The organism is Streptomyces sp. NPDC056600, assembly GCF_042792855.1.
Classification (GTDB): domain Bacteria; phylum Actinomycetota; class Actinomycetes; order Streptomycetales; family Streptomycetaceae; genus Streptomyces.
Genome location: NZ_JBHTVQ010000023.1, coordinates 1 through 19,504 on the forward strand (window position 1 = coordinate 1; position 19,504 = coordinate 19,504).

Consider the following 19,504-nt stretch of genomic DNA (forward strand, 5'->3'; position numbering starts at 1 on the left):
CCAACTCACCCCGGAGCCGTTCCACTTCCCCCAGCTTCACTCCGGAAGGCTGCCCACCACCAGCCGAGATCACTCAACGTAACGAAGCACTACTATGGCCACCGCGGCGGCAGCGGCAGACCTGGCGGTACCGGGAGGAGCCGGGGTGGCAGGGGCGCGAGGAGGTGGAGCGGGAGCAGGGTGAGGGGGTCGAGGTAGGCGGGGCCGCGGCGCAGGCCCCAGTGGAGGCAGGCCGCGCCCCCGCAGTGGTCGCCCGCGGTCAGGCCCCCCAGCACGGCACCGGCCCCCACCCCGTCGCCCCGGCGGACCCCCGGGCTCACCGGCTGGAACGTGGTCCGCAACGGCGGATCCCCCGTACCGGCGAGTTCCACGGACACCACCCCCCGCCCCGCCACCCGTCCCGCGAACGACACCCGTCCCGCTGCCACCGACCGGATCTCCGCCCCCACCCCGGCCGCCAGGTCCACGCCCCGGTGCCCGCGCCCGTACGTCGAGGCCGGCGGCTCCCACCCCCGTAGCACCGAGGGCCGCACTCCCGTCGGCCAGTTCCGGGCGATCCGCGGCACCTCCGCAGAAGGCGCCGAGGGCACAGAGGAAGCGGGCCCGGGCACGGGCGGCTCGGGCGCGGCCGCCGCCCCCAGTACCGCCCCGGCCAGCACCGCGAGGGTCCAGCCGCTCCTCCGCCGCCGGTTCCGGGCCGGGTGGTTCCGGGGATCCCGCGCTTCACGTCGCATCTCTCGCATGCCGGAACCGTCCCGGAAAACGGCCGGTGTCCGCCCCGGCCTGTGGACTACCCGCCGGTTGTGGACGGCGGCGTCACTCGGCGCCCCGGCAGTCCCGTACACTTTCTGAGGCGATCCGGGTCACCGGGTCGACTTCGCACGCCTCGATGAGGGCCCCGGCGCAAGCCGGTGGCCTGGGTCGGCGCCCCTCGGTCCTTTGTGGCAGGGCGTCGTACGCGGGCGTCAGGCGCGGATGCCGTCCGGTGTCCGCGGCACAACCGAGAATCTCAAGGAGAACGGCCATGGCCGTCGTCACGATGCGGGAGCTGCTGGAGAGCGGCGTCCACTTCGGTCACCAGACCCGTCGCTGGAACCCGAAGATGAAGCGCTTCATCTTCACCGAGCGCAACGGCATCTACATCATCGACCTGCTCCAGTCGCTGTCGTACATCGACCGCGCCTACGAGTTCGTCAAGGAGACCGTCGCCCACGGCGGCACGGTCATGTTCGTCGGCACGAAGAAGCAGGCGCAGGAGGCCATCGCCGAGCAGGCGACCCGCGTCGGCATGCCTTACGTCAACCAGCGCTGGCTGGGCGGCATGCTCACCAACTTCTCGACCGTCTACAAGCGTCTGCAGCGCCTCAAGGAGCTCGAGCAGATCGACTTCGAGGACGTCGCCGCGTCGGGTCTGACCAAGAAGGAGCTCCTGGTCCTCTCCCGCGAGAAGGCCAAGCTGGAGAAGACCCTCGGCGGTATCCGCGAGATGCAGAAGGTGCCCAGCGCCGTCTGGATCGTGGACACCAAGAAGGAGCACATCGCGGTCGGCGAGGCCCGGAAGCTCAACATCCCGGTCGTCGCCATCCTCGACACCAACTGCGACCCCGACGAGGTCGACTACAAGATCCCGGGCAACGACGACGCGATCCGCTCCGTCACCCTGCTCACCCGCGTGATCGCCGACGCCGTGGCGGAGGGCCTGATGTCCCGCTCCGGCGCCGCCGAGAACAAGGGCGAGAAGGCCGCCGGCGAGCCGCTGGCCGAGTGGGAGCGCGACCTGCTCGAGGGCGACAAGAAGACCGACGCCGAGGCCGAGAAGCCGGCTGACGCCGAGAAGCCGGCCGAGGCCACCGAGGCCCCCGTCGCCGAGGCCCCCGCGGCCGAGGAGGCGCCCGCCGCCGAGGCCGAGAAGCCCGCCGAGGGCGAGCAGGCCTGACACCCGGTCCCCGGACCGTGAGGTCCGGGGCGGCGATGCCCGTACGGCTGATCGTGTGACCACACGGCGGGCGGCGCCCTCCGCGCCGCCCGCCGTGTCGGTCGGTCCGCACCGCGTCGGAACCCCGGCCCCGCCGGATCCACGACCGTGTCGGATCCACGACCGTGCCGTCCGGACCGTAGATCTTCCATTCGCACTCGTACTCCGAGAAGAGAAGCACAGACATGGCGAACTACACCGCCGCCGACGTCAAGAAGCTGCGTGAGCTCACCGGCGCCGGCATGATGGACTGCAAGAAGGCCCTCGACGAGGCCAGCGGCGACGTGGACGCGGCCGTCGAGGCGCTCCGCATCAAGGGCCAGAAGGGCGTCGCCAAGCGCGAGGGCCGTTCCGCCGAGAACGGCGCCGTCGTCGAGATCATCGCCGACGACAACTCCGCCGGCGTCATCGTCGAGCTGAAGTGCGAGACGGACTTCGTCGCCAAGGGCGAGAAGTTCCAGGCCGTGGCCAACGCCATCGCCGAGCACATCGTGAAGACCTCCCCGGCGGACATCGACGCCCTGCTCGCCTCCGAGATCGAGGCCGGCAAGACCGTCCAGGCGTTCGTGGACGAGGCCAACGCGAACCTGGGCGAGAAGATCGTCCTGGACCGCTTCGCCCAGTTCAAGGACGGCTACGTCCTGGCGTACATGCACCGCACCATGCCGGACCTGCCCCCGCAGATCGGTGTCCTCGTCGAGCTCGACAAGGAGAACGCCGAGGTCGCGAAGGGCATCGCCCAGCACATCGCCGCGTTCGCGCCGCAGTGGCTCTCCAAGGAGGACGTCCCGGCCGACGTCGTCGACAAGGAGCGCCGCATCGCCGAGGAGACCACCCGCGCCGAGGGCAAGCCCGAGGCCGCGATCGCCAAGATCGTCGAGGGTCGTGTCAACGGCTTCTTCAAGGACGCCACCCTGCTGGGCCAGCCGTACGCGCTGGACAACAAGAAGTCCGTCCAGAAGGTCCTGGACGAGGCCGGTGTCACCCTGAAGCGCTTCGCGCGCATCAAGGTCGGCATCTGAGTCAGTACCGTGATCGGCGCATCCGACCGCTAAGGTCGGAAGCAGTCGTCCGGGTACGCCGCCACGCACTCGCGCGCGGCGGGCGACAACAGATCTGACGAGGGAGGCCATTGCCGCATGGGATGCGAACCACACCCCACCGGCAATGGCCTTCTTCGTGTGTGTGCACTGCAAACGAAGTGAGAGTCCCCATGACCACGAAGGCCGAGAAGAGCGACGACGGCAATGTACGCGGCCGGTATCTGCTGAAGCTGTCCGGCGAGGCGTTCGCCGGCGGTGGCGGACTCGGCGTCGACCCGGACGTGGTGCACGCCATCGCGCGCGAGATCGCCGCCGTGGTCCGGGACGGTGCGGAGATCGCCGTCGTCATCGGTGGCGGCAACTTCTTCCGCGGCGCGGAGCTGCAGCAGCGCGGCATGGACCGCGCCCGATCCGACTACATGGGCATGCTCGGCACGGTGATGAACTGCCTCGCCCTCCAGGACTTCCTGGAGAAGGAGGGCATCGACTCGCGTGTCCAGACGGCGATCACCATGGGCCAGGTCGCCGAGCCCTACATCCCCCTGCGCGCCGTGCGGCACCTGGAGAAGGGCCGTGTGGTCATCTTCGGCGCCGGTATGGGCATGCCCTACTTCTCCACCGACACCACCGCGGCCCAGCGTGCCCTGGAGATCGACGCCGAGGCCCTGCTGATGGGCAAGAACGGCGTCGACGGGGTCTACGACTCCGACCCCCGCACCAACCCGTCCGCGGTCAAGTACGACGCGCTGAGCTACGGCGAGGTCATCACCCGCGACCTCAAGGTCGCCGACATGACCGCCATCACGCTGTGCCGTGACAACGACCTGCCGATCCTCGTCTTCGAACTGCTGTCGGCGGGCAATATCGCCAGGGCCGTCAATGGTGAGAAGATCGGCACGCTCGTGGGCGACGCGGGCGGCCGGGACTGACCGGCGAACCTCACCCGGCCGTGCCGGGTGAGGTCCCTGGTCCGGGCGACGTCCTGGCCCGGGGATGGACAATGTCCTGCCGGTCCGGAACCGTGCAGGAAGAAGACGCGACGCAACCGTCCGCCGGCGCGCACAGGAGCGGCGGACGGGCCTACTTCAAGACACGCAGGAGCAAGTGGTGATCGAAGAGACCCTCCTCGAGGCCGAGGAGAAGATGGAGAAGGCCGTCGTGGTCGCCAAGGAGGACTTCGCCGCGATCCGCACCGGCCGTGCGCACCCGGCGATGTTCAACAAGATCGTGGCCGACTACTACGGCGCGCTGACGCCGATCAACCAGCTGGCCTCGTTCTCCGTGCCGGAGCCGCGCATGGCCGTGGTGACCCCGTTCGACAAGAGCGCGCTGCGCAACATCGAGCAGGCGATCCGGGACTCCGACCTCGGCGTGAACCCGAGCAACGACGGCAACATCATCCGCGTGACGTTCCCCGAGCTGACCGAGGAGCGCCGTCGCGACTACATCAAGGTCGCGAAGACCAAGGGTGAGGACGCCAAGGTCTCGATCCGTTCCGTGCGCCGCAAGGCCAAGGACGCCATCGACAAGCTGGTGAAGGACGGCGAGGTCGGCGAGGACGAGGGCCGTCGCGCCGAGAAGGAGCTGGACGACACCACCGCCAAGTACGTCGCCCAGGTCGACGAGCTGCTCAAGCACAAGGAAGCGGAGCTGCTCGAAGTCTGATGAACGACTCTTCCTGGGGGGCGCCGCCGCAGGCAGGACACGGGTGGCCGTCCGAGCACGAGCAGAGGTATGGACCGCCCGGCGGCCCCGTCCAGGGAGCTGTTCCGACGGGTCCGGCGTACGATGCGCATGCGGCGCCGGTTGCGCAGGACGTCCCCGTGGCGTCCGGGCCGTACGGCGCCTACGGGCAGCCGTACGGCGCGCCCGCGCAGGAGGGTGTCGTCCCCGCACAGCACGGGGCCGCGCGTCAGAGCACCGTGGGCACCGTGGGGCATGTGATCGCGGAGCACGGGGCATTCGTGCCGCAGGGCGACGCCGTCCAGCACACCCGCCCCATGCCCGTCGTCAGCGAGAAGCCGCAGGAGCCCATGTCCGACGCCTCCCAGCCGCCCCCGGCCGCCCCGCACGGGCCCGAGGAACCGCGGCAGCGGAAGAAGAAGAGCGCGGGACGCGACCTCGGTGCGGCGATAGGGGTCGGCGTCGGACTCGGCGCCGTCGTCCTGGTCGCGCTCTTCGTGGTGAAGGCCGTCTTCGTCGGGGTCGTGGTGGCCGCGGTGGCCGTCGGCCTGTGGGAGCTCACCTCGCGGCTCGCCGAGCGCAAGGGGATCAAGGCGCCGCAGGTGCCGCTGATCGCCGGCGGCGCGGCGATGGTGATCGCCGGGTACGCGGCGGGCCCCGAGGGCGCCTGGGTGGCCACGGCGTTCACCGCGCTGGCGGTGATGGTGTGGCGGATGACCTCGCCGCCGCAGGACTACCTGCGCGACGTCACGGCCGGCCTGTTCGCCACGTTCTACGTGCCGTTCCTGGCGACCTTCGTCTCCCTCATGCTGACCGCCGACGACGGTCCGCAGCGGGTGCTCACCTTCGTCCTGCTGACCATCGTCAGCGACACCGGCGCCTACGCGGTGGGCTGGAGGTTCGGCACCCACAAGCTGGCGCCGAGGATCAGCCCCGGCAAGACCCGCGAGGGCCTGCTCGGCGCGATCGGCTTCTCCATGGTCGCCGGCGTGCTCTGCATGATGCTGCTGGTGGACGGCGGCGCCTGGTGGCAGGGCATGCTGATGGGCGCGGCCGTCGCGGTCAGCGCGACGCTGGGCGACCTCGGCGAGTCGATGATCAAGCGGGACCTGGGCATCAAGGACATGGGCGCGCTGCTGCCGGGTCACGGCGGCATCATGGACCGCCTGGACTCCCTCCTCCCCACGGCCCCCGTGGTATGGCTCCTCCTGGAGATCTTCGTCGGCAGCTGACAGCCGTTGCGCCGAAGCCCCGCTTCCCCGCCCTGACCGGGCGCGGAGCGGGGCTTCGGTGTTCCTCGCGCCCCGCCGGCCCGTGCCGCGTGACCTCTAGCGGGGCGAGACCGGCGTCGCCATGCCTGGCCCCGGTGGGCCGACGGGTCACCCTTTTCGATCTGCCGGACTGGTAAGGCCGTGCCTAAGACCGTGTCCTACGTGGGCACGCATACGGAGTAGGTGCACAGCACGCACTCTTCGGCTGCTCGGCCCTGCCCTGCCCGGCTTGGAGCCGGGCAGGGCAGAGCGGTCACCGATGTTGCGAGGACCGGGTGCCGACGGTGTCCGTCGACGACGGACGGCTAGACAGCGGCATGCGAGCCGGCCTACGGCCGCTGCGCCAGCTGTTGCCCTGCCTGTGCCACGGCGTCCATCAGCGGTTGAGCGCGATGGCGGCGAACTGCGGTGCCTCGGTGCTGTAGGGGGAGCCGGTGAGATCGCCGAGGATCTCGACGTCGGTGAAGCCGGCGTCGAGCAGGTCACCGGTCAGTTCATCCGGGGTGAAATAGCGCACCCAGTTGAAGTAGGCCCTCGTCCGGTCGGCCTCGAAGATCTCGAACTTGTCCAGTGACACCCGCTCGCTCTCGTAACGGTAGGTGTTGTGGAAGCCGAAGTAGGGCCGGCCGGACCAGAATCCGTCCATGAGCGACGGAGCGTACGTTGCCTGCTCACGCACGTCGGCCAACGCGGACGTCGAGTCGACGTCGAAGACGAAGGAACCACCGCTGTCGAGATGCCCGCGGACTGTACGCAGGAGGGCGCGTCGCCCGTCCGGGGTCAGCGCGCAGTAGTCGCGCATCACCATGATGATCAGGTCGTACCGTGCGTCGTCCCGATAGGAGAGGTAGTCCTGCTGCAGGTAGCGGACGGACAGCCCGTCCACATGAGCGAGCGACTTGGCGTGGTCGAGTGAGCGCGAGGACAGATCCAGCCCGGTGACGTCCGCCCCGGTGCGGGCGAGGCGGGTGGTGTAGAGACCCGGACCGCACCCGAAATCGGCGACGCGCAGGCCCGGCCGGACGTCGAAGCGGCTGACGATCCAGGCGACGACCTTTTCGAGGTACTCGGCCCGGTAGGAGGAGAGGTCGACGTGCGGGTCCAGGTGCGCGGCGAGCATGCGCGCGGAGATGTGGGGGTCGGTCCACAGGTCCGGGGTCGTGACCCGCGAGTAGACGGCGGGACGGGCGTTGAGGGCCGAGAGCTCTTCGAACATGGGTGTACTTCCACAGTTCTCTCGAAGTGAGGGGAGACCGGCATCCCGAGTGCACGGCAGCGACGAAGCCCGTACCGGTTCGGCCGGGTCGAGAACAATCACTGAAGGGGGCTCATCACCAAGGAATAGGGAGAGCGCACCTGCCTGGCACCAGACATACCCGTTCAGGCCGTTCGGGCCCGAAGACGCCCGGTGTCGGACATCGCGAAGGGGCCGTCGAACGGCTGTGGCATGGGGGACTTCAGGTTTACTGGCGCATGGTGGTAACGGTAGACACACAACCCTGCCGCCGCGCAAACCATATTCGTCACACGCACCAAACGCTTGCATGCGTCGGCCGACGGCTCCGAGTCACCCTCTGGTGGGCAATGGCTCGTGACGGTGCCAGATCAGGTACCGGTCCTCACGGCGCAGCTCCGCAGAACCCCACTCGACACGCATGACGCCCTTCTCCATTGAGCAGGCGTAGGCGACGAGGACGAGCTGCACGTCGTCGGGGAGCAGCTCCAGGTCTGGGTGCACCTCGGAGTCGTCAAGCTCCCCCCAGTCCAGGTCGAAGGCCTGCTGCCTGGGAGGCGGGCCGTGGCGGCGGATCAGGTCTGCTCGGAAGCCTGTGGCGCGACGGAGACGTGCCGCGGTGACCGGCACGTCTTTCTTGGCGTAGCGGAGGGGGTAGATCAGGTGGCCGCGGACGAGCATCAGCGTGCGACCTTGTAGGCGCACGGCTTCCCCATATCCGGAGATGCCGGCGGCCAGTTCCTCGTATTGCACCGCATAGAGGCCGTGTCCGTAGGCTTCGAGCGTCTGAGTGTGGACGCCCTCGTGCCCTGTCCGAGCGCGATCATGAGCCCGGAGGAGACAAGCGGGGATGATGTCCGCCAGCTCACCGGCAATGTCCCCGAAGGTGTCACGTGCCCATTGACTGGCTGAACCCACCCTGACCGCCCCTCCCCGATGGTCGTGCAGCAGACCGAGCAGCATCCACCTGAACCGTGCTGTGCCCAGAGGAGTCACACAAGGTGGCAACCCAGCGCACAAGGGGGCGCACACCACCGGAGAGGGTTCAACGCACGGTTCGCTCGACTGACGGAGCAACGAACGGTCTCCCGGCGCCGTCGGTCGCAGTGACGGCAATCTCATGGCAACGACGGCGGACGGCAGCGACATCCAGCGGCCCGGCACGGTGCCGCAGTGGGCCCATCAGGTTTCTCTGTGGGGCCTGCCCGCGTCGTCGAAGCGCCGGGCCTGGGCCGTCTCTGGGCCGTGCGGGGACGACCAACAGTGACAGGCGGCACCCACGGGTGACCGCCCCCACCCCGCTGTGGCCCGGGCCACCGGAATCGATCTGCCACACTGGTAAGGCCATGCCTAAGCCCGGAGAACTCACTTTCGTCGCCCCGCGCGGAGCCAAGAAGCCGCCGCGGCACCTCGCCGACCTCACGCCCGCCGAGCGCAAGGAAGCGGTGGCCGCGATCGGCGAGAAGCCGTTTCGCGCCAAGCAGCTCTCGACGCACTACTTCGCGCGGTACGCGCACGACCCGGAGCAGTGGACGGACATTCCCGCCGGCTCGCGGGCGAAGCTCCAGGAAGCGCTGCTTCCCGAGCTGATGACCCCGCTGCGGCACCTGTCCACGGACGAGGGCACCACCCGCAAGACGCTGTGGAAGATGTTCGACGGCACGCTCGTCGAGTCGGTGCTGATGCGGTACCCGGACCGGGTGACCATGTGCATCAGCTCCCAGGCCGGCTGCGGGATGAACTGCCCGTTCTGCGCCACCGGCCAGGCCGGGCTGGACCGGAACCTGTCCACCGCGGAGATCGTCCACCAGATCGTGGACGGCATGCGGGCGCTGCGTGACGGGGAGATCCCCGGCGGCCCGGCGCGGCTGAGCAACATCGTGTTCATGGGCATGGGTGAGCCGCTCGCCAACTACAACCGGGTGACCGGGGCGATCCGCCGGCTCACCGACCCGGAGCCCGACGGTCTCGGGCTGTCGCAGCGCGGCATCACCGTGTCGACGGTCGGCCTGGTGCCCGCTATCAACCGGTTCTCCGACGAGGGCTTCAAGTGCCGCCTGGCGATCTCGCTGCACGCCCCGGACGACGACCTGCGTGACACGCTGGTCCCGGTGAACACGCGCTGGAAGGTGCGTGAGGTGCTGGACGCGGGCTGGGAGTACGCCGCGAAGTCGGGGCGCCGCCTGTCCATCGAGTACGCGCTGATCCGCGACATCAACGACCAGGCCTGGCGCGGCGACCGGCTGGGCCGGCTGCTCAAGGGCAAGCCCGCGCACGTCAACCTCATCCCGCTGAACCCGACGCCGGGCTCCAAGTGGACCGCCTCGCGGCCCGAGGACGAGAAGGCGTTCGTCGAGGCGATCGCCGCGCACGGCGTGCCGGTGACGGTCCGCGACACCCGCGGGCAGGAGATCGACGGGGCCTGTGGTCAGCTTGCGGCCACCGAGCGGTAATCTGGCCACGTCACACATCCGAATAGCGATTATCCGACAGGGGAGCGCTGCAGCGCTGAGAGTGCGGTACCGACCGCAGACCCTCTGAACCTCGCCCAGGTCATTCTGGGTAGGGAGTTCGGTCGACTCGAGCTGTTGCGCCCTGCCCGGGGACCCGCGTGGTCTCCGGGCAGGGCGGCGTCTCTTCCTGGTCAGCCAGGAGGAAATCCGTGCACGTCACGAAGTACATCAAGAGGCACGTCAAGAAGGAGTCGGCCGCCGCGACGGTGGCCGTGCTCGCGCTCGCGCTTTCCGCGTGCGGCTCCGGGGGTTCCGGGGACGGCGACGCGCAGGAGTCCGGCGGGAAGAAGACCGTCACGCTGGTCAGCCACGACTCGTGGGCCGCGTCGAAGGACGTGATCGCCGCCTTCGAGAAGGAGAGCGGCTTCAAGGTCAAGGTCCTGGAGGACGGCGACGCCGGGCAGGCCCTGAACAAGGCCGTGCTGACCAAGGACCACCCGCAGGGCGACGTCCTGTTCGGCGTGGACAACACGCTCCTCTCCCGCGCCCTCGGCAACGAGATCTTCGACCCCTACGAGGTGAAGGAGTCGGCGAAGCTCGGCGAGGAGTTCCGCGTCGAGGGGAACAAGGCCACCCCGGTCACCACCGGCGACGTCTGCGTCAACTACGACAAGGCCTACTTCGAGAAGAAGGGCCTGAAGCCGCCGAAGAGCTTCGACGACCTGGTGAAGCCGGCGTACAAGAACCTGCTGGTCACCGAGGACGCGAGCACCTCCTCGCCCGGTCTCGGCTTCCTGCTGGGCACCGCCGCCGAGTACGGCGACAAGGGCTGGCAGGACTACTGGAAGAAGCTGAAGGCCAACGGTCTGAAGGTGGTCAGCGGCTGGGAGCAGGCGTACAACGAGGAGTTCTCCGGCTCGGCCGGCGGCAAGCAGGCGGGCGGGGAACGTCCGCTGGTCGTCTCCTACGCCTCGTCCCCGCCGGTCGAGGTCGTCTACGCGGACCCGCAGCCGAAGGACGCCCCCACCGGGGTGGCCACCGGGACCTGCTTCCGGCAGGTGGAGTACGCGGGCCTGCTGAAGAACGCGGCGAACCCCGAGGGCGGCAAGGCGCTGCTGGACTTCCTGGCCTCCAAGCGGTTCCAGGAGGACCTGCCGCTGAACATGTTCGTCAACCCGGTCCGTGAGGACGTCGCGCTGCCGGAGGTCTTCACCGAGCACGGCGTGACGATCGAGGACCCGAGGACGATGGAGCCCGGCAAGATCGCCGCAAACCGTGACCAGTGGGTCGACCAGTGGTCGTCGCTCGTCCTGCGGTGACCACCCGCACCGGTGCCCCGGGAAGACTGCGGAGCGACGCGGTGCGGCTCGGCCTGATGGCCGTGCCGATCGCGTTCTTCGCGGTCTTCTTCGCCTACCCCGTCGTCGCCATCGTCCTGCGCGGACTGCGCGGCGAGGACGGGGGCTGGCAGCTCGGGGAGGCCGCGGGCGTGCTGGGGCGGCCGGAGGTCCGGGAGGTCCTCTGGTTCACGCTCTGGCAGGCCCTGGCCTCCACGGCGCTCACCCTGGTGGTGGCGCTGCCCGCCGCCTACGTGTTCGCCCGGCTGCGGTTCCCCGGGCGGGAGGTGCTGCGGGCCGTCGTCACCGTGCCGTTCGTGCTGCCGACCGTGGTGGCCGGCGCCGCGTTCCTCGCGGTCGTCGGGCGCGGCGGGCTGTTCGACACCTGGTGGGGCGTCCGGCTCGACGGCACGGTGTGGGCCATCCTGCTCGCGCACGTGTTCGTGAACTTCGCGGTGGTGGTGCGCACGGTCGGCGGGCTGTGGGCGCAGCTCGACCCGGGGCAGGAGGAGGCCGCCCGGATGCTGGGGGCCTCGCGCTTCGCGGCCTGGCGGACGGTGACCCTGCCGGCGCTGGGGCCGGCCGTCGCCGCGGCGGCACTGATGATCTTCCTGTTCACCTTCACCTCCTTCGGCATCGTGCAGGTCCTCGGCGGCCCCGGAGTCTCCACGCTGGAGACGGAGATCTACCGCAGGACCGCCGCCCTGCTCGACCTGTCCACGGCCGCGGTGCTCAGCCTGGTGCAGTTCGCCGCGGTGGGCGGGGTCCTCGCCGTGCACGCCTGGACGGTGCGGCGGCGGGAGGCCACCCTGCGGCTGGTCGACCCCTCCACGACCGCCCGCCCGCCGCGCGGCGCCGGTCAACGGCTGCTGCTGGCCGGGGTGCTGGTGGTGACCGCGGTGCTGATCGTGCTGCCGCCGGCGGTGCTGGTGCAGCGGTCCTTCGCGGCCGGGCTCGGCTACTACCGGCGGCTCACCGAGGAGGACGGCGGCGCGTTCCTCGTCCCGCCGATCGAGGCGGTGGGGAACTCGCTCGAGTACGCGGTGGCCGCCACGGCGATCGCGGTGGTCATCGGCGGACTCGCGGCCGCCGCCCTCGCCCGGCGGGACGCCGGCCGGTGGGTGCGCGGGTTCGACGCGCTGCTGATGCTGCCGCTGGGCGTCTCCGCGGTGACCGTGGGCTTCGGTTTCCTGATCGCCCTGGACGAGCCGCCGCTGGACCTGCGCGCCACCTGGATCCTGGTCCCGCTGGCGCAGGCGCTGGTCGGCGTGCCGTTCGTGGTGCGGACCATGCTGCCGGTGCTGCGCGCCGTCGACCACCGCCTGCGGGAGGCCGCGGCGGTGCTCGGCGCCTCGCCGTGGCGGGTGTGGCGCGAGGTGGACCTGCCGATGGTGCGCCGGGCGCTGCTGATCGCCGCCGGGTTCGCCTTCGCGGTCTCCCTCGGCGAGTTCGGGGCGACGGTGTTCATCGCCCGGCCCGACAACCCGACCCTGCCGGTCGCCGTCGCCAAGCTCGTCGGGCGGCCCGGCGACCTCAACTACGGCCAGGCCATGGCCCTTTCGGTGATCTTGATGGTGGTGTGCGCGGCGGCCCTGCTGGTGCTGGAGCGGCTGCGGGGCGACCGGACGGGAGAGTTCTGACGATGCTGCTCAGCCTGGAGGGCACGACGGTCCGGTTCGGCGGACACGCCGCCCTGGACGCGGTGGACCTGGCGGTCGCCGAGCACGAGATCGTCTGCGTGCTCGGCCCCAGCGGCAGCGGCAAGTCGACGCTGCTGCGGGCCGTCGCGGGCCTGCAGCAGGTGGACGCCGGACGGGTGCTGCTGGACGGCCGCGACCAGGTGCGGGTGCCCGCGCACCGGCGGGGGGTGGGCCTGATGTTCCAGGACCACCAGCTCTTCCCGCAGCGCGACGTGGCCGGCAACGTCGCCTTCGGTCTGCGCATGCGCGGTGCGGGGCGCGAGGAACAGGACCGGCGGGTACGGGAGTTGCTGGAGCTGGTCGGGCTCCCCGGGGCGGGCGCGCGCGCCGTCGGTACGCTCTCCGGCGGCGAGCAGCAGCGCGTCGCTCTCGCCCGCGCGCTGGCTCCCAGCCCCCGGCTGCTGATGCTCGACGAGCCGCTGGGCCAGCTCGACCGCTCCCTGCGCGAGCGTCTGGTGGTCGAACTCCGTGAGCTGTTCGGCCGGTTGGGCACGACCGTGCTCGCCGTCACGCACGACCAGGGCGAGGCCTTCGCGCTCGCGGACCGGGTCGTGGTGATGCGGGACGGGCGCGTCGCCCAGTCCGGCACGCCGCTGGAGGTCTGGCAGCGTCCCGCGGACGCCTTCGTGGCCCGCTTCCTCGGATTCGAGAACGTCACCGGGGCGAGCGTCTCCGGGACCGTCGCCGAGACTCCCTGGGGCCGGGTGCCCGTCCCTGCGGGCTCGGCGCAGGGCGAACGGACCGTGCTGGTGCGTCCGTTGGGCGTCCGGGTGACGCCGGTGGGCGCGGAGCCCGGGTACACGGTGACCGCCCGCACCTTCCAGGGCGCGCAGGTCGCGCTGCGGCTGCGTCCGGACGGGGACGCGCCGGAACTGGAGGCGGTGTGCCCGCTGCGGGACGCCCCCGCGCAGGGGGAGAGGGTCTCGGTCTCCTTCGACACCCGCGAAACCGTGGTGCTCGGCTGAGCCGTGGAGCCTAGGGTGCGGGGATGATCACTCTCTCGCACGAGGACCACATCGCGAACGTCCGCCGTCAGACCAGGCAGTTGCGGTCGGTGGTGACCTCGGGCGCCGACCTGGCCGCCGGGGTGCCGACCTGCCCGGACTGGACGCTGGAGGACCTGGTCCGGCACGTCGGCGGGGCGCTGCGGTGGGCCGCGCTGCTCGTCGCGCGGAGGGCCACCGCCGACCTCCCCGACGAGGAGGTCCCCGGGTTCGACGGGCCCGAGGCGCGCGGCGACGCGGCCGCCCTCGACGCGTGGCTGGAGGAGTCCGGGCGGCTGCTCGTCGAGGCGCTGTCCGGTGCGGCCCCGGACACGCCGGTCTGGTCCTGGTACGAGGAGCGGACGGCCGGCTTCTGGGCCCGCCGGATGAGCAACGAACTGGCCGTCCACCGGGCCGACGCCGCGTTCGCCGCCCGGCAGCCCTACGAGGTGGCGCCCGAGGTGGCCGCCGACACGATCGAGGAGTGGCTGGGGCTCGTCCGGTTCTCCCAGCGGGACCCGGACGACGAGGACGGGGCCGCCCTGCGCCTCGGCGGCCGCACCCTCCACCTGCACGCCACCGACGCCCCCGCCGGGCTCGACGCCGAATGGCTGGTCGAGCTCGCCGACGAGGGCGTCCGCTGGAGTCGGCGGCACGGCAGGGCCGACGTGGCGCTGCGCGGACCGCTGACCGAGGTGCTGCTGGCCTTCCAGCGGCGGACGGCGCCCGACGCCGGGTCGCTCGAGGTGCTCGGCGACCGCGCGCTGCTGGACCTGTGGCTGTCCCGCACGCGGTGGGACTGACCGCTCCGGGCCGGAGCCGGACGGCTCAGCCCTCGACGGCCGCCGGGTCCATCCAGACGACCTCGAAGGTGTGACCGTCCAGGTCGTCGAAGGCCCGGCCGTACATGAAACCCAGGTCCTGCGGGGCGCGCGGCTCGGTGGCGCCCAGCGAGAGCGCCCGCTCCACCAGCTCGTCGACCTTCTGGCGGCTCTCCGCGCTCAGGGCGATCATCACCTCGCTGGTCTTCCTGGCGTCGGCGATCTCCTTGTCGGTGAACTGCTGGTACTTCTCGTGCGCCAGCAGCATCACGACGATGCTGTCGGCGACGACCACGGAGGCGGTCGTCTCGTCGGAGAACTGCGGGTTGATGGAGTAGCCGAGCTGGGAGAAGAACGTCTTCGAGGCCTCGATGTCGCCGACGGGCAGGTTCACGAAGATCATCTGCTGGTACATGGGAACGCCTTCCTCGACACGGTGTGCGGTTGTAGGGGAGACCGTGGAAGGGCGCCGAACTCATCGCGAGTGCGGCGCCCTTCCGGACCGGTTTCCGGCGGATCGGTTCCGCTGCCGGGTCAGCTCCCCGGAGTGAGCGAGGCCAGTTCGGCCACCGCCACGGTGAGCGGACCGAAGACGGCGAGCAGGACGCCCGCGCGCAGCGCGGCACAGGCCCGCAGCGTGCCGGCCGGGGCGCCCACCCTCAGCAGCGCGAGCATGGTGTCCGCCCGGATCTGACGGACCTCGATCGCGGCCGCGGCCAGCGTCGCCGCCGTGCAGCCCGTCACCAGCACCGCGCCCAGCGCCCCCAGCGGGCCGAGGACCGCACCGCCGAGGCCGTAGCGCAGGATCAGCGCGTAGGCCAGGGCGGCGACCGCCGCGACCACACCCAGCGGACGCCCCACCCGGGAGGCTTCGGCCATCAGCACCCGCCCCGCGAGGAGGCGGACCGCGCCCGGGCGGACGGCCTGCAGCAGCCGTCCGCACAGGTGGGTGAGGCCGGGCCCGATCAGTGCCAGACCCAGGGCGGCCAGCGCCCAGCCGGCCAGCAGGCCCCCGGGCACCGTGGCCAGGTCGGGGGAGAGGGCGACGCCGGTGCGGTTGGCATAGGTGGAGACGCCGAGGCCGGCCACCAGGATCGCCACGCCCCAGGGCAGCCCGTCGGGAGCGGCGGTCAGCGGAGCCGGTACGTCGGCCACCGGAGCGGGGACCGGTGCGTCCTCGTCCTGGTCCGCGGCCACGGCGACCGCCGTGACTCCGCCCGTCGCCGCGGCCTCCCCGTCGAGGACCGAGGCAGGGGACGGCGACGCCGCCGGCTCCGGGGCTGCCGGGGAACCGGAGGAGGACGAGTCCGCACGCGGCTTCCCCCGCCGGGCGTCGGGCATCCGGCGGCGGGCCGAGGCGCGCAGCCCGCCCGCCTCCCGCGGCCGCAGCGCCGACGCGGTCGCCACGGAGGCGATCAGCGGGACCAGGGCGAGCAGCGTGAGCGTGGCCGGCAGCGGGAGCGGGGGGCCGGCCGAGAGGAGGGCGGCCGCCCCGCCGTCGAACGGCATCCCGGTGAGGTCGCCGCGCAGATGCAGGAAGAACAGCAGCCCGAGCGCCGAGCCGAGCAGACAGCTCAGCGCCGTCGTCACCACGGAGACGGCCATCAGGCGGCCCGGCCCCAGACCGATGGCCGACAGCCCCGGTCGCGGCCGGGTCCCCGGGTCGGTGCGGGCCACCGCCACCGCCAGGTACACGGTGGCGGCCAGCGGCGCGGCGCACCAGGCCAGCCGGACGGAGGCGTCGCCCGGGGCCTCCGGATGGGCCAGGGCATGGGCGAGGGAGGACAGCAGCAGGAACGCGGTGCCGCCGGACGCCGCCGCGACCATCAGCCGGCGGAGCTGGACGGCGGAGCCGGAACGGCGGCCTAGACGGAGAGCGAGCACGAGGCGCGCCCCTCCGTGCCGGCAGCCGGGGGCAGCTGCGCGTTGCTGACACGGCGTCCGTCGAGGAGGTGGACGACACGGTCGGCCAGGGCGGCCGCCTCGAGGTCGCCGGTGGCCAGGACGACGGTGATGTCGTGCGAGCGGGCCGCGGTCATCAGGGTGCGCAGCACGTGCACCCGGTCGGCGCGGTGCAGCGGTGCGGTCGGCTCGTCCGCGAACAGCACGGTGGGGGAGGGGGCGAGGGCACGGGCGATGGCCACCCGCTGACGCTGTGCCTGGTTGAGCTCCAGGGGGTTCCTGCGGGCGAACGCCCCGACGTCCAGGCGCTCCAGCCAGTCGACGGCGCGTTCCCGGGCCTTGCGGCGGCCCATGCCGCGCAGCATCAGGGGCAGGGCGGCGTTCTCCCAGACGTTCAGCTCCGGGACGAGTCCGGGCTCCGGGTCGACCCAGGCGAACCGCTCCCGGCGCAGCCGTTCGCGGCTCAGCGGGCCCATCGTGTGCACGGGGGTGCTGTTGAACCAGACCTCCCCCTTGGTGGGCGCCAGCATGCCCGACAGGCAGCGCAGCAGAGTCGTCTTGCCGCTGCCGCGCGGGCCTCCCACGGCGAGGATCTCGCCGTCCCGGACGCCCAGCGATACGCCGTTCAGCCCGGGCGTGCGGTCGCGATGCGTGAAGTGCAGGGCTCTGGCCCAGAGCACGTCGTTGTCCGGCGGGGCCTCCACGGGCGTCACCTCGGTTCAGATCGCGTGCGATTGCTGTCCGTTCCCCCGTCCGGGGGAACGAAGACAGCCCCGATCGGTCACTGGGCACGCTAGGTAGAACCGGGCGGCGGCGGTGCGAGGCCGGGGCTCCTGGGCGCCGTGTCTCACCCGTCCGGCCCCGCACCCCCGCCGTCTTGTCACACGGTCAGCTCATGTGCCGGGAAGGGCGGCGAGGTCGGGCGGTCAGCGGCACTTGCTGCTCCGCTCGAACATCTCCGCCGACATGTCGTCCCGGCCTTCCAGCTGCAGGTACTCCGTCGCCGGCCCCGAGCTCCGGTCGACCTCGACGGTCACTCTCCCGGAGGTGGCACCCCCCGAGCCCTCAGGCTGGGAGTCGGGCACGTGCACGGCGTACACGGTGCGGCGGCCGTCCGAGAGCGTCTCTCCGCCGCCGACGGGCAGGTCGCGGGAGCCGCAGGAGAGGGACGTGACCTTCTCATGGTCGGCCACGAAGAGGATGAGGTCGCCGTAGGTGTTCCAGATGCGGAACATCTCCCGTACGCGGGGCTCGTGGCCGAGGGGCATCGGGTCCTTGGTGCAGGAGAGGCTGGAACCGAGGCTTTCCTTCAGGGCCCAGCAGAAGCGCCCGTCGGCGGTCTCCCAGGCGAACGAGACGTTGTCGCCGAGGGGATGACGGACCCGGGCGGGGCCGTCCGCGGGGCGGGTCTCGTCGTCCAGGCCCGCCACCACGTCGGCCCAGTACGCCTCGGGGTCGACGGCGGACGGCGTGGGCGAGGCCGATTCCGCCGTCCTCGGAGGCCGTGGGGTCCGCGGCGCCTCCGCGCCCTTCTCGGCCGCTCCGCCCCCGCAGCCCGCCAGTACCGCCCACGCCGTCACGACCGCCACCGCGGTGACCGCACGCCCCATGTCCGCCCCCTGTCGCTCCCGGCGGGAAGGCCCCGTCGGGAGCGACAGAGTGGCGCGCGGCGCCTGGGGGCGACAAGCGATCTGATCAAGATCAGAGCTTGGTCCACGCCTCCGTCAGGGTGGCGCGCAGGATCTGCTCGATCTCGTCGAAGGTGCCCTGGTCGGAGATGAGCGGCGGGGCCAGCTGGATCACCGGGTCGCCGCGGTCGTCGGCCCGGCAGTACAGCCCGTTCTCGAAGAGCTTCTTCGAGACGAACCCGTAGAGCACCCGCTCCGTCTCCTCCGCGTCGAAGGTCTCCTTGGTGTCCTTGTCCTTGACCAGCTCGATGCCGTAGAAGAAGCCGTTGCCCCGCACGTCGCCCACGATCGGCAGGTCGCGCAGCTTCTCCAGGGTGCCGAGGAAGGCGCCCTCGTTGTCCAGCACGTGCTGGTTGAGCTTCTCCTGCTCGAAGATGTCGAGGTTGGCCATCGCGACGGCCGCGGAGACCGGGTGGCCGCCGAAGGTGTAGCCGTGCAGGAAGACGTTGTCGCCCCGGTAGAACGGCTCGGCGAGCCGGTCCGAGACGATGCAGGCCCCTATCGGGGAGTAGCCCGAGGTCATCCCCTTGGCGCAGGTGATCATGTCCGGCTGGTAGCCGAACTTCTCGCAGCCGAACATGGTGCCCAGGCGGCCGAACGCGCAGATGACCTCGTCGGAGACGAGCAGCACGTCGTAGGTGTCGCAGATCTCCCGGACCCGCTGGAAGTAGCCGGGCGGCGGCGGGAAGCAGCCGCCGGCGTTCTGCACCGGCTCGAGGAAGACCGCGGCGACCGTGTCGGGGCCCTCGAAGAGGATCTGCTGCTCGATCTGGTCGGCGGCCCAGCGGCCGAAGGCCTCCGGGTCGTCGCCGTGCAGCGGGGCCCGGTAGAGGTTGGTGTTGGGCACCTTGTGCGCGCCCGGCACCAGCGGCTCGAACGGGGCCTTCAGGGCGGGCAGGCCGGTGATCGAGAGGGCGCCCTGGGGGGTGCCGTGGTAGGCCGTGGCGCGCGAGATCACCTTGTGCTTGGTGGGCTTGCCGGTCAGCTTGAAGTACTGCTTGGCCAGCTTCCAGGCGGTCTCCACCGCCTCGCCGCCGCCGGTGGTGAAGAAGACCTTGTTCAGGTCGCCCGGGGCGTGGTGCGCGAGCCGCTCGGCGAGGTCGACGGCCTGGGGATGGGCGTAGGACCACACGGGGAAGAACGCCAGCTCACGCGCCTGCGCGGCGGCCGTCTCGGCGAGCACCGCCCGGCCGTGGCCCGCCTGGACCACGAAGAGGCCGGCCAGGCCGTCCAGGTACCGCTTGCCGGTGTCGTCGAAGATGTGGACGCCTTCGCCCCGCACGATCGTCGGGACGGGGGCGTTCTCGTACGACGACATGCGGGTGAAGTGCATCCACAGGTGGTCGTAGGCGGCCCTGCCGCGGTCCTTGCTGCTGCCGGGATCCTGGCTGTTCCGGCTGTCCTGGCTGTTCAC

Annotated in this window: 18 protein-coding genes and 1 riboswitch; of the genes, 10 read left to right on the forward strand and 8 right to left on the reverse strand. The window is 71.4% G+C overall.

Annotation, left to right across the window (positions count from 1 at the left end; genetic code table 11):
• Nucleotides 1–92: 92 nt before the first annotated feature.
• Complete coding sequence (locus tag ACFRAV_RS14175) at nucleotides 93–743, reverse strand: peptidoglycan DD-metalloendopeptidase family protein (RefSeq protein ID WP_382554988.1); 651 nt, start codon at nucleotides 741–743, stop codon at nucleotides 93–95.
• A 281-nt stretch (nucleotides 744–1,024) separates the two neighbouring features.
• Here ACFRAV_RS14175 and rpsB point away from each other — a divergent pair, with 281 nt between their 5' ends.
• From rpsB to ACFRAV_RS14200, 5 genes are all read left to right on the forward strand, one after another.
• Nucleotides 1,025–1,936 (forward strand): 30S ribosomal protein S2, encoded by a 912-nt coding sequence (gene rpsB / locus ACFRAV_RS14180; protein ID WP_382554989.1) that lies wholly within the window; start codon nucleotides 1,025–1,027, stop codon nucleotides 1,934–1,936.
• A 224-nt stretch (nucleotides 1,937–2,160) separates the two neighbouring features.
• The gene (tsf, locus tag ACFRAV_RS14185; protein WP_351112143.1) at nucleotides 2,161–2,997 is read left to right on the forward strand and encodes a translation elongation factor Ts; all 837 of its coding nucleotides are present in this window, start codon (nucleotides 2,161–2,163) and stop codon (nucleotides 2,995–2,997) included.
• Between the two features lie 191 nt (nucleotides 2,998–3,188).
• Nucleotides 3,189–3,947: a UMP kinase gene (gene pyrH, locus ACFRAV_RS14190; RefSeq protein WP_351112145.1), complete on the forward strand. Its 759-nt coding sequence runs from the start codon at nucleotides 3,189–3,191 to the stop codon at nucleotides 3,945–3,947.
• A gap of 178 nt (nucleotides 3,948–4,125) precedes the next feature.
• Nucleotides 4,126–4,683 (forward strand): ribosome recycling factor, encoded by a 558-nt coding sequence (gene frr / locus ACFRAV_RS14195; protein ID WP_166020979.1) that lies wholly within the window; start codon nucleotides 4,126–4,128, stop codon nucleotides 4,681–4,683.
• A complete protein-coding gene (locus ACFRAV_RS14200; RefSeq protein WP_382554993.1) occupies nucleotides 4,683–5,933 on the forward strand; it encodes a phosphatidate cytidylyltransferase in 1,251 nt (416 codons plus the stop codon). Before frr ends, ACFRAV_RS14200 begins: the two co-directional genes overlap by 1 nt.
• A 415-nt stretch (nucleotides 5,934–6,348) precedes the next feature.
• Here the strand turns inward: ACFRAV_RS14200 and ACFRAV_RS14205 are convergent, their stop codons facing one another.
• Together ACFRAV_RS14205 and ACFRAV_RS14210 are read right to left on the reverse strand one after the other, a co-directional pair.
• Nucleotides 6,349–7,188, reverse strand: a complete 840-nt coding sequence (locus ACFRAV_RS14205) for an SAM-dependent methyltransferase (protein ID WP_382554996.1) — start codon at nucleotides 7,186–7,188, stop codon at nucleotides 6,349–6,351.
• Between the two features lie 351 nt (nucleotides 7,189–7,539).
• Nucleotides 7,540–8,169, reverse strand: a complete 630-nt coding sequence (locus ACFRAV_RS14210; RefSeq protein ID WP_382554998.1) for a hypothetical protein — start codon at nucleotides 8,167–8,169, stop codon at nucleotides 7,540–7,542.
• A 383-nt stretch (nucleotides 8,170–8,552) separates the two neighbouring features.
• Between ACFRAV_RS14210 and rlmN the strand changes: the two genes are divergently transcribed.
• From rlmN to ACFRAV_RS14235, 5 genes are all read left to right on the forward strand, one after another.
• Nucleotides 8,553–9,659: a 23S rRNA (adenine(2503)-C(2))-methyltransferase RlmN gene (gene rlmN, locus ACFRAV_RS14215; protein ID WP_351117206.1), complete on the forward strand. Its 1,107-nt coding sequence runs from the start codon at nucleotides 8,553–8,555 to the stop codon at nucleotides 9,657–9,659.
• Nucleotides 9,660–9,687: 28 nt separating this feature from the next.
• Nucleotides 9,688–9,793, forward strand: a riboswitch (TPP riboswitch).
• A gap of 93 nt (nucleotides 9,794–9,886) precedes the next feature.
• Nucleotides 9,887–10,978 carry a thiamine ABC transporter substrate binding subunit gene (locus ACFRAV_RS14220; RefSeq protein ID WP_382555126.1) on the forward strand — a complete coding sequence of 364 codons (1,092 nt, stop codon included), beginning with the start codon at nucleotides 9,887–9,889 and terminating at the stop codon, nucleotides 10,976–10,978.
• A gap of 56 nt (nucleotides 10,979–11,034) precedes the next feature.
• Nucleotides 11,035–12,636, forward strand: coding sequence for an ABC transporter permease (locus ACFRAV_RS14225; protein WP_382555128.1), 1,602 nt, complete (start codon nucleotides 11,035–11,037; stop codon nucleotides 12,634–12,636).
• Nucleotides 12,637–12,638: 2 nt separating this feature from the next.
• Nucleotides 12,639–13,661 (forward strand): ABC transporter ATP-binding protein, encoded by a 1,023-nt coding sequence (locus ACFRAV_RS14230; protein WP_382555000.1) that lies wholly within the window; start codon nucleotides 12,639–12,641, stop codon nucleotides 13,659–13,661.
• Nucleotides 13,662–13,684: 23 nt separating this feature from the next.
• Nucleotides 13,685–14,482, forward strand: coding sequence for a maleylpyruvate isomerase family mycothiol-dependent enzyme (locus ACFRAV_RS14235; RefSeq protein ID WP_382555003.1), 798 nt, complete (start codon nucleotides 13,685–13,687; stop codon nucleotides 14,480–14,482).
• 25 nt (nucleotides 14,483–14,507) lie between these two features.
• Here ACFRAV_RS14235 and ACFRAV_RS14240 read toward each other — a convergent pair whose 3' ends face one another.
• From ACFRAV_RS14240 to ACFRAV_RS14260, 5 genes are all read right to left on the reverse strand, one after another.
• Nucleotides 14,508–14,915, reverse strand: a complete 408-nt coding sequence (locus ACFRAV_RS14240; RefSeq protein WP_382555005.1) for a VOC family protein — start codon at nucleotides 14,913–14,915, stop codon at nucleotides 14,508–14,510.
• Between the two features lie 119 nt (nucleotides 14,916–15,034).
• Complete coding sequence (locus ACFRAV_RS14245; protein ID WP_382555008.1) at nucleotides 15,035–16,384, reverse strand: hypothetical protein; 1,350 nt, start codon at nucleotides 16,382–16,384, stop codon at nucleotides 15,035–15,037.
• Nucleotides 16,366–17,106, reverse strand: a complete 741-nt coding sequence (locus ACFRAV_RS14250) for an ABC transporter ATP-binding protein (protein WP_382555010.1) — start codon at nucleotides 17,104–17,106, stop codon at nucleotides 16,366–16,368. Before ACFRAV_RS14250 ends, ACFRAV_RS14245 begins: the two co-directional genes overlap by 19 nt.
• Nucleotides 17,107–17,328: 222 nt before the next feature.
• On the reverse strand, nucleotides 17,329–18,012 hold the full coding sequence (locus tag ACFRAV_RS14255; protein WP_382555015.1) for a hypothetical protein: 684 nt from the start codon (nucleotides 18,010–18,012) through the stop codon (nucleotides 17,329–17,331).
• A gap of 91 nt (nucleotides 18,013–18,103) precedes the next feature.
• On the reverse strand, nucleotides 18,104–19,504 hold the full coding sequence (locus tag ACFRAV_RS14260) for an aspartate aminotransferase family protein (RefSeq protein ID WP_382555016.1): 1,401 nt from the start codon (nucleotides 19,502–19,504) through the stop codon (nucleotides 18,104–18,106).

What these genes read in the sequence shown, in the direction of transcription:
- ACFRAV_RS14175 (WP_382554988.1), bottom strand. Translation starts at nt 743, where the DNA reads ATGCGAGAGATGCGACGTGAAGCGCGGGATCCCCGGAACCACCCGGCC.
- rpsB (WP_382554989.1), top strand. Translation starts at nt 1,025, where the DNA reads ATGGCCGTCGTCACGATGCGGGAGCTGCTGGAGAGCGGCGTCCACTTC.
- tsf (WP_351112143.1), top strand. Translation starts at nt 2,161, where the DNA reads ATGGCGAACTACACCGCCGCCGACGTCAAGAAGCTGCGTGAGCTCACC.
- pyrH (WP_351112145.1), top strand. Translation starts at nt 3,189, where the DNA reads ATGACCACGAAGGCCGAGAAGAGCGACGACGGCAATGTACGCGGCCGG.
- ACFRAV_RS14200 (WP_382554993.1), top strand. Translation starts at nt 4,683, where the DNA reads ATGAACGACTCTTCCTGGGGGGCGCCGCCGCAGGCAGGACACGGGTGG.
- ACFRAV_RS14205 (WP_382554996.1), bottom strand. Translation starts at nt 7,188, where the DNA reads ATGTTCGAAGAGCTCTCGGCCCTCAACGCCCGTCCCGCCGTCTACTCG.
- ACFRAV_RS14210 (WP_382554998.1), bottom strand. Translation starts at nt 8,169, where the DNA reads ATGCTGCTCGGTCTGCTGCACGACCATCGGGGAGGGGCGGTCAGGGTG.
- rlmN (WP_351117206.1), top strand. Translation starts at nt 8,553, where the DNA reads ATGCCTAAGCCCGGAGAACTCACTTTCGTCGCCCCGCGCGGAGCCAAG.
- ACFRAV_RS14225 (WP_382555128.1), top strand. Translation starts at nt 11,035, where the DNA reads ATGGCCGTGCCGATCGCGTTCTTCGCGGTCTTCTTCGCCTACCCCGTC.
- ACFRAV_RS14230 (WP_382555000.1), top strand. Translation starts at nt 12,639, where the DNA reads ATGCTGCTCAGCCTGGAGGGCACGACGGTCCGGTTCGGCGGACACGCC.
- ACFRAV_RS14235 (WP_382555003.1), top strand. Translation starts at nt 13,685, where the DNA reads ATGATCACTCTCTCGCACGAGGACCACATCGCGAACGTCCGCCGTCAG.
- ACFRAV_RS14240 (WP_382555005.1), bottom strand. Translation starts at nt 14,915, where the DNA reads ATGTACCAGCAGATGATCTTCGTGAACCTGCCCGTCGGCGACATCGAG.
- ACFRAV_RS14255 (WP_382555015.1), bottom strand. Translation starts at nt 18,012, where the DNA reads ATGGGGCGTGCGGTCACCGCGGTGGCGGTCGTGACGGCGTGGGCGGTA.